This window comes from Streptomyces sp., from assembly GCF_031181555.1.
Lineage (GTDB): Bacteria > Actinomycetota > Actinomycetes > Streptomycetales > Streptomycetaceae > Streptomyces > Streptomyces fimbriatus.
On the sequence record NZ_JAPSKQ010000255.1, the window covers coordinates 1 to 6,016 of the forward strand.

6 protein-coding genes and 1 pseudogene are annotated in these 6,016 nt (G+C 72.4%); 2 read left to right on the forward strand and 5 right to left on the reverse strand.

Annotated elements, in window-relative coordinates:
- A partial coding sequence (locus RIM90_RS29910) for a metallophosphoesterase (protein WP_309063874.1) occupies window positions 1–416 on the reverse strand: 416 nt, incomplete at its 3' end.
- A 215-nt stretch (window positions 417–631) separates the two neighbouring features.
- On the opposite strand from RIM90_RS29910, the gene RIM90_RS29915 reads away from it, so the two are divergent.
- Complete coding sequence (locus RIM90_RS29915; protein WP_309063875.1) at window positions 632–2,569, forward strand: glycosyltransferase family 2 protein; 1,938 nt, start codon at window positions 632–634, stop codon at window positions 2,567–2,569.
- 4 nt (window positions 2,570–2,573) lie between these two features.
- Window positions 2,574–3,182, forward strand: a complete 609-nt coding sequence (gene rfbC, locus RIM90_RS29920; protein WP_309063876.1) for a dTDP-4-dehydrorhamnose 3,5-epimerase — start codon at window positions 2,574–2,576, stop codon at window positions 3,180–3,182.
- On the opposite strand, the gene RIM90_RS29925 is transcribed toward rfbC, so the two are convergent.
- From RIM90_RS29925 to RIM90_RS29940, 4 genes and pseudogenes are all read right to left on the reverse strand, one after another.
- Window positions 3,172–3,975: a class I SAM-dependent methyltransferase gene (locus RIM90_RS29925; protein WP_309063877.1), complete on the reverse strand. Its 804-nt coding sequence runs from the start codon at window positions 3,973–3,975 to the stop codon at window positions 3,172–3,174. The genes rfbC and RIM90_RS29925 overlap by 11 nt on opposite strands.
- The gene (gene rfbD, locus RIM90_RS29930; RefSeq protein WP_309063878.1) at window positions 3,962–4,849 is read right to left on the reverse strand and encodes a dTDP-4-dehydrorhamnose reductase; all 888 of its coding nucleotides are present in this window, start codon (window positions 4,847–4,849) and stop codon (window positions 3,962–3,964) included. The genes RIM90_RS29925 and rfbD overlap by 14 nt, the downstream gene beginning before the upstream one ends.
- Window positions 4,846–5,826: a dTDP-glucose 4,6-dehydratase gene (gene rfbB / locus RIM90_RS29935; RefSeq protein WP_309063879.1), complete on the reverse strand. Its 981-nt coding sequence runs from the start codon at window positions 5,824–5,826 to the stop codon at window positions 4,846–4,848. Before rfbB ends, rfbD begins: the two co-directional genes overlap by 4 nt.
- Window positions 5,823–6,016 (reverse strand): annotated as a pseudogene (locus RIM90_RS29940) (glucose-1-phosphate thymidylyltransferase); the annotation flags it as partial. The pseudogene RIM90_RS29940 and the gene rfbB, both read right to left, overlap by 4 nt.

Sequence of the window (6,016 nt, forward strand, 5' to 3'; positions counted from 1 at the left end):
CGGCGGCGGTCCGTCGGCGAGCCCGGGTTGAGCAGACGAAGTCCCGTGGCGGCAGTGGTGTCCCACGGGATGTGACTGTGCCCGAAGACCAGTACGTCCAGCTCGGGGAACCGTGCGGCGCACCGGGCCTCGCGCCCCCGGGCCGGCCCCGTCTCGTGGATCACGCCGAAGCGCAGCCCGTCGAGTTCGGCGTACGCGACCTCCGGCAGCCGGGCGCGCAGTTCCGGTCCGTCGTTGTTGCCGTACACGCCGACGAGGCGGCGGCTGCGGCTCTCCAGCAGGTCGAGGGTGGCCGTGTCGACCCAGTCCCCCGCGTGGAACACGACGTCCGCGCGCGGGAGTTCGTCGAGCAGTGGCGCGGGCAGCCGCTTGGCGCGCCGGGGCAGGTGGGTGTCGGACATCAGGAGCAGTCGCACGGACAGCAGCCTAGGCGGCACGGGAGTCCGCGCACCTCGCCGCGCCCCAAGTGGCCGCCCGCGCAAGCCGGTCGGCCGGGCGGCCTACGATGATCACGGCACGGTCTCGGCAATGGCCGAAAGGTGGGACCACGGTGGCCGTGGGGTTACGATCGGGCAACGCGTACCAAGCCAGCAGGTTCGGCGGCAAGCGACCCGAAGGGCCCTAAATCTCGATGCCGGTCAAGGTCAGCGTCATCGTTCCCGTCTACAACCCGGGAATCTACATCGAGGACTGCATCTCCTCGCTGCAGCGGCAGTCGCTGCCTCCCGACGAGTACGAGGCGATCTTCGTCGACGACGGCTCGACCGACGGGACACCGGCCCGGCTCGACCGGCTCGCCGCCGAGGACCCCCGGATGCGGGTGATCCACCAGGAGAACTCCGGCTGGTCCGGCAAGCCCCGCAACGTCGGGATCGCCGCCGCCCGGGGCGAGTTCGTGATGTTCGTCGACAACGACGACTACCTGGGCGACGAGGCCCTGGAGCGGATGTACGAGTACGGCGTGGCCAACGGCGCCGACGTCGTCGTCGGCAAGATGGCCGGCAAGAACCGCGGTGTGCCGGTGGAGTTGTTCCGCCGCAACCATCCGCGGGCCACCGTCGAGAACGCCCCGCTGATCGACAGTCTCACCCCGCACAAGATGTTCCGCCGGGAGTTCCTCGACCGCATCGGGCTGCGCTTCCCTGAGGGGCGGCGGCGGCTGGAGGACCACGTCTTCGTCACCGAGGCCTACCTGCGCGCGGACAACGTCTCCGTGCTCAGCGACTACGTCTGCTACTACCACATCAGACGCGACGACGCCTCGAACGCCGGCTTCCAGCGCTTCGACCCGGTGGGGTACTTCAAGAACCTGCGCGAGGCGCTCGACGTCGTCGAGCGGTACACCGAGCCGGGGCCGGTGCGCGACCGGCTGTTCCGCCGCTGGCTGCGGGTGGAGATGGTGGAGCGGCTGCGCGCCCGGCGGCTGCTCGCGCTGCCGGACGACTACCGCCGGGAGCTGTTCGCGGAGATCCACAAGGTCGTCGTCGAGCGGTTCGGCCCGGGTGTCGCGGCCGGGTTGCAGCCGACGCAGCAGGTCGTCGCCGCGTTCACCGCCGCCGACCGGTACGACGACGTGGTGGCCTTCGCCGAGTGGGAGGCCTCGGTCGCACCGACGGCCGAGCCGACGGGCGTCGAGTGGCAGGACGGCTCCCTGCACATCGGTTTCACCGCCGAGTACGCCTCCGCCCGCGAGCCGATGACGTTCCCCGCCGACGCCGCCCGCACCCCGCTCACCGACCCGCCGAAGGACGTGGAGGAGGCGGTGGCGTGGGTCGGCGCGGAGACCGCGGCCCGTTTCGACCAGGCCACCGCGGACCTGCTGCTGCGCGAACGCGCCAGCTCCGCCCAGTACTTCCAGCCCGTGGAGTTCACCCGGGAGACGGTTCCCGTCGAGGGCGGCGAGCGGGTGCGGCTGGTGCTGCGGGCGACCGCGACCGTCGATCCCGGCGCCCTGCCGGGCGACGGCGTGTGGGACGCCGTCGTGCGGGTGAAGCTGGGAGGCTGGACCAAGGAGTGCCGCCTGGGCCCCGCTCCGCGCGCCACCCGTCCCGAACCGTACGCGGGCGTCGTCGGCGGCCGCGCGGTCCTGCCGTACTGGACCGAGCCGCACGGGAACCTCTCGCTGGACACGGCCGTCAAGGGCAGGCGGCTCGGCCTGGGCGGTGTGCGGCGGCCGGACGTCACCGTCTCCGGGGCCCGGCTGCGTGCCCGGATCCCGCTGCACGCGCCGGACGGCGCCCGGGTGGGGCTCAGGTTCACCTCCTCCGGCCGGACGCTGTACGCGTCCGGCACCCTGACCGGCGAACCGGACGGGCCGGGGTCGCGGCTGGAGGCAACCCTGCCCGCCGGGCTCCCCCGGGGGATCTGGCGGGTCGCGCTCGGCCCGGACCCCGACGCGGCGGAACCGCGTCACACCGGGCTGCCGTTCGCGCTGCGCTCCGGTGGCGGCCGGGTGCGGGTGGTGCCCGTTCCGCGTCCCGGTGCGCTGCGGAAACTGGTGCGCGGGGCGCGGCGCGCACTCGGCGCCGCCCGCGCGAAGGTGGCTCCTGTGATCAGCGGAAGGCGGTGACGGCGTGCGGGCGCTGGAAATCGAAGGGGCCTGGATCCTCGAGCCCAAGGTCTTCCCGGACGAGCGGGGCAGCTTCCACGAGTGGTACCGGGACGCGGAGTTCCGCGAGGCGACGGGGTACGACCTGTCGCTGGCGCAGGCCAACTGCTCGATCTCCCGCCGGGGCGTGCTGCGCGGGGTGCACTTCGCGGACGTGCCGCCCGGTCAGGCCAAGTACGTGACCTGTGTGCGCGGGGCGGTCCTCGACGTCGTGGTCGACCTGCGCGTGGGCTCGCCCGGTTACGGGCGCTGGGAGGCCGTGCGGCTCGACGACGACACCCGGCACGCGGTGTTCCTCGCCGAAGGACTCGGGCACGCCTTCATGGCGCTCACCGACGACGCGACCGTGGTGTACCTGTGCTCGACCGGGTACGCGCCCGAGCGCGAGCACGGCGTGCACCCGCTGGACCCGGCGCTCGGCATCGCCTGGCCGAAGGGCATCGCCCCCGTGCTCTCCCCCAAGGACCAGCAGGCGCCCACGCTGGCCGAGGCGGAGCGCCTCGGCCTGCTGCCCTCCTACGAGGCCTGCCGCGCGCGCCACGAGGAGCTGCGCGGCAGGGGGCTCAGCGGCTGACGCCGACCTGCTCCAGGGCGCGGCGCAGGGGCTCCCAGCCCACGCGCCGCGGCAGCCCGCGGTTGCGGGCCTGGACGAGCGCGCGCCAGAACCGGGCCTCGGTCAGCGCCTCGGGCGGCACCGCCCCGGCCCGCTCCAGGATCGCCTCGGGCACCTTCTGCGGGTCGGGCACCTTGTACTCGGCCATGATCTCGTCGTACTTGTCGTGCAGCACCGTGTTGTCCGGGTCGGCGCCGAAGACCACGAGCTGGCCGGTGGGCTGGGTGTCGACGAGGACGGTCACCAGGTCGGGGCGGTAGCGCGCCAGCACCTCGGTGATCTTGTAGACGTCGCCGGTCCAGGCGGTGGTGTGCCGGTCGCGGGCGGCCTCGTCCACACTGCGCGGCAGCATGTCGTCGAGGACGATCACGCTGGACCAGTCGGAGTGCTTCTCGACGTTCATGAAGTCGCGCAGGGCGTACTCGAACAGGTGCATGCCGTCGATGAACGACAGGTCGAGCGTGGTGCGGCGCCAGTAGCCGAAGGGGCTGCGGCCCCGGCGCAGATTGCGCAGCGGGTGCCGACCGCCCTTGAGGTGGGCCAGCGGGTTGTCGCGGGCGAAGAAGTCGTCACTGGTGGCCTTCACCAGGTGGACGTCGCACTTCAGCTCCGAGACCACCTTGAAGGCGGGGTCGACCGCGATGCTGGGGACGCGGGACAGGCGCAGGCTGCGGCCGTCGTTGACGCCGATCTCCAGGTAGTTGCGGTTGGCGCTGACCTTGTGCAGTTCCCGCAGGAACTCATGGCGTTTCACGAAGGGGACTCTCCTTGCGGATTCCGGGCAGTGCTTCGTGCAGGGCGGCGCGCCAGTCGCGTGGCGCCGGCAGACCGATCTCCTGCCAGCGGCCGTGCGCGAGGGCGCTGTACGCGGGGCGCGGCGCGGGCCGCGGGAAGGCCGCGGTGGTGGTGGGCCGGATCCGGTCGGGGTCGGCGCCGATCAGGCGGAACACCTCCCGGGCCAGGTCGTACCAGGTGGCCTCACCGGAGTTGGTGGCGTGGAAGACGCCGTGCGCGCCGTCGCCGAGACGGGGGCCGAGGCCGGCTATGCACTCGGCGACGTCCGCGCTCCAGGTGGGCTGCCCGCGCTGGTCGTCGACGACGTCGACGGTGGGGCGGCGGGCCTCGAGACCGATCATCGTCCGCACGAAGTTAGTGCCATGGGTCCCGTAGAGCCAAGCGGTGCGCACGACGGCGCTCGCGCCGGGCAGTTCCTCCAGCACGGCCCGCTCGCCGGCGAGCTTGGAGCGGCCGTAGGCGGTGCGCGGGGCGGTGGGGTGGTCCTCCGGGTAGGGAGTGGTGCGGGCGTCACCGGAGAAGACGTAGTCGGTGGAGACGTGGATCAGCCGGGCGCCGTGGGCGGCGCAGGCGCGGGCGAGCAGGCGCGGGCCGTCGCCGTTGACCGCGGTGGCGCGCTCCTCGTCGGTCTCGGCGTCGTCGACGGCCGTGTACGCGGCGCAGTTGACCACGAGGGCGGGGCGGTGCTCGGCGAGCGCCCGGTCCACGTCCTCGGCCCGGGTGATGTCGAGGGCGGCGCGGTCGAGGCCGGTGACCCGCTCGCCGCGCCGGGTCAGTCCGTCGACGACGTCGCGGCCGAGCATGCCGCCCGCGCCGGTGATCAGCCAGGTCATGCCCGCTCCCCGGCGACGCGCCGCTTGAGCGGCTCCCACCAGGCGCGGTGGTCCCGGTACCAGGCGACGGTCTCGGCGAGGCCGGCGGTGAAGTCGTGGCGGGGCCGGTAACCGAGTTCGTCGCGGGCCTTGGTCCAGTCGACGGAGTAGCGCAGGTCGTGGCCCTTGCGGTCCTCGACGTACTCCACCCGGTCCCAGTCGGCGCCGCAGGCCTCGAGGAGCAGGCCGGTGAGCTCCTTGTTGGTGAGTTCGGTGCCGCCGCCGATGTTGTACACCTCGCCGGGCCGGCCCTTGGTGCGGACGAGTTCGATGCCGGCGCAGTGGTCGTCGACGTAGAGCCAGTCGCGGACGTTGAGGCCCTCGCCGTAGAGCGGGACCTTCTTCCCGTCGAGGAGGTTGGTGACGAAGAGCGGGATGACCTTCTCGGGGAACTGGTGCGGGCCGTAGTTGTTGGAGCAGCGCGTGACGCGGACGTCCAGGCCGTGGGTGCGGTGGTAGGCCAGGGCGAGCAGGTCGGAGGAGGCCTTGGAGGCGGAGTACGGGGAGCTCGGCAGAAGCGGGTACTCCTCGGTCGCCGAGCCCGAGGCGATCGAGCCGTAGACCTCGTCGGTGGAGACGTGCACGAAGGTGTCCACCTCGTGGCGCAGGGCCGCGTCGAGCAGGACCTGGGTGCCGACCACGTTGGTGAGGACGAAGTCGGACGCGGTGAGGATGGAGCGGTCGACGTGGGACTCGGCGGCGAAGTGGACGACGTGGTCCGCCCCGGCCGTCAGTTTGTCGACCAGGTCGGCGTCGCGGATGTCGCCGTGCACGAACTCCAGCCGGGGGTGGTCGAGTTCGAGGTTGTCGAGGGTGCCGGCGTAGGTGAGCGCGTCCAGCACGGTGATCCTCGGCGCGTCGGGCGCTTCGGAGTCGAGCAGCGTACGGACGTAGCGGGAGCCGATGAAACCGGCGGCGCCGGTGACGAGGATGTTCATGAATGGATCTGCACCTTGCTGTGGTCTCCGAGGACGAGTCGGTGGGCGCTGGGAACGCTGGGTGCCGGGGTCACCTCGACGTGCCGGCCGATCAGCGAGGACTCGATGCGGCCGACGCCGTCGATCGAGGAGTCCCGCAGCACGATGGAGAACTCGAGTTCGCTGTCGGTGATCCGGCAGTTCTCCGCGA

Excerpts from the sequence above, each read along its gene's own strand:
- RIM90_RS29915 (WP_309063875.1), top strand. The coding sequence starts at position 632 with ATGCCGGTCAAGGTCAGCGTCATCGTTCCCGTCTACAACCCGGGAATC.
- rfbD (WP_309063878.1), bottom strand. The coding sequence starts at position 4,849 with ATGACCTGGCTGATCACCGGCGCGGGCGGCATGCTCGGCCGCGACGTC.
- rfbB (WP_309063879.1), bottom strand. The coding sequence starts at position 5,826 with ATGAACATCCTCGTCACCGGCGCCGCCGGTTTCATCGGCTCCCGCTAC.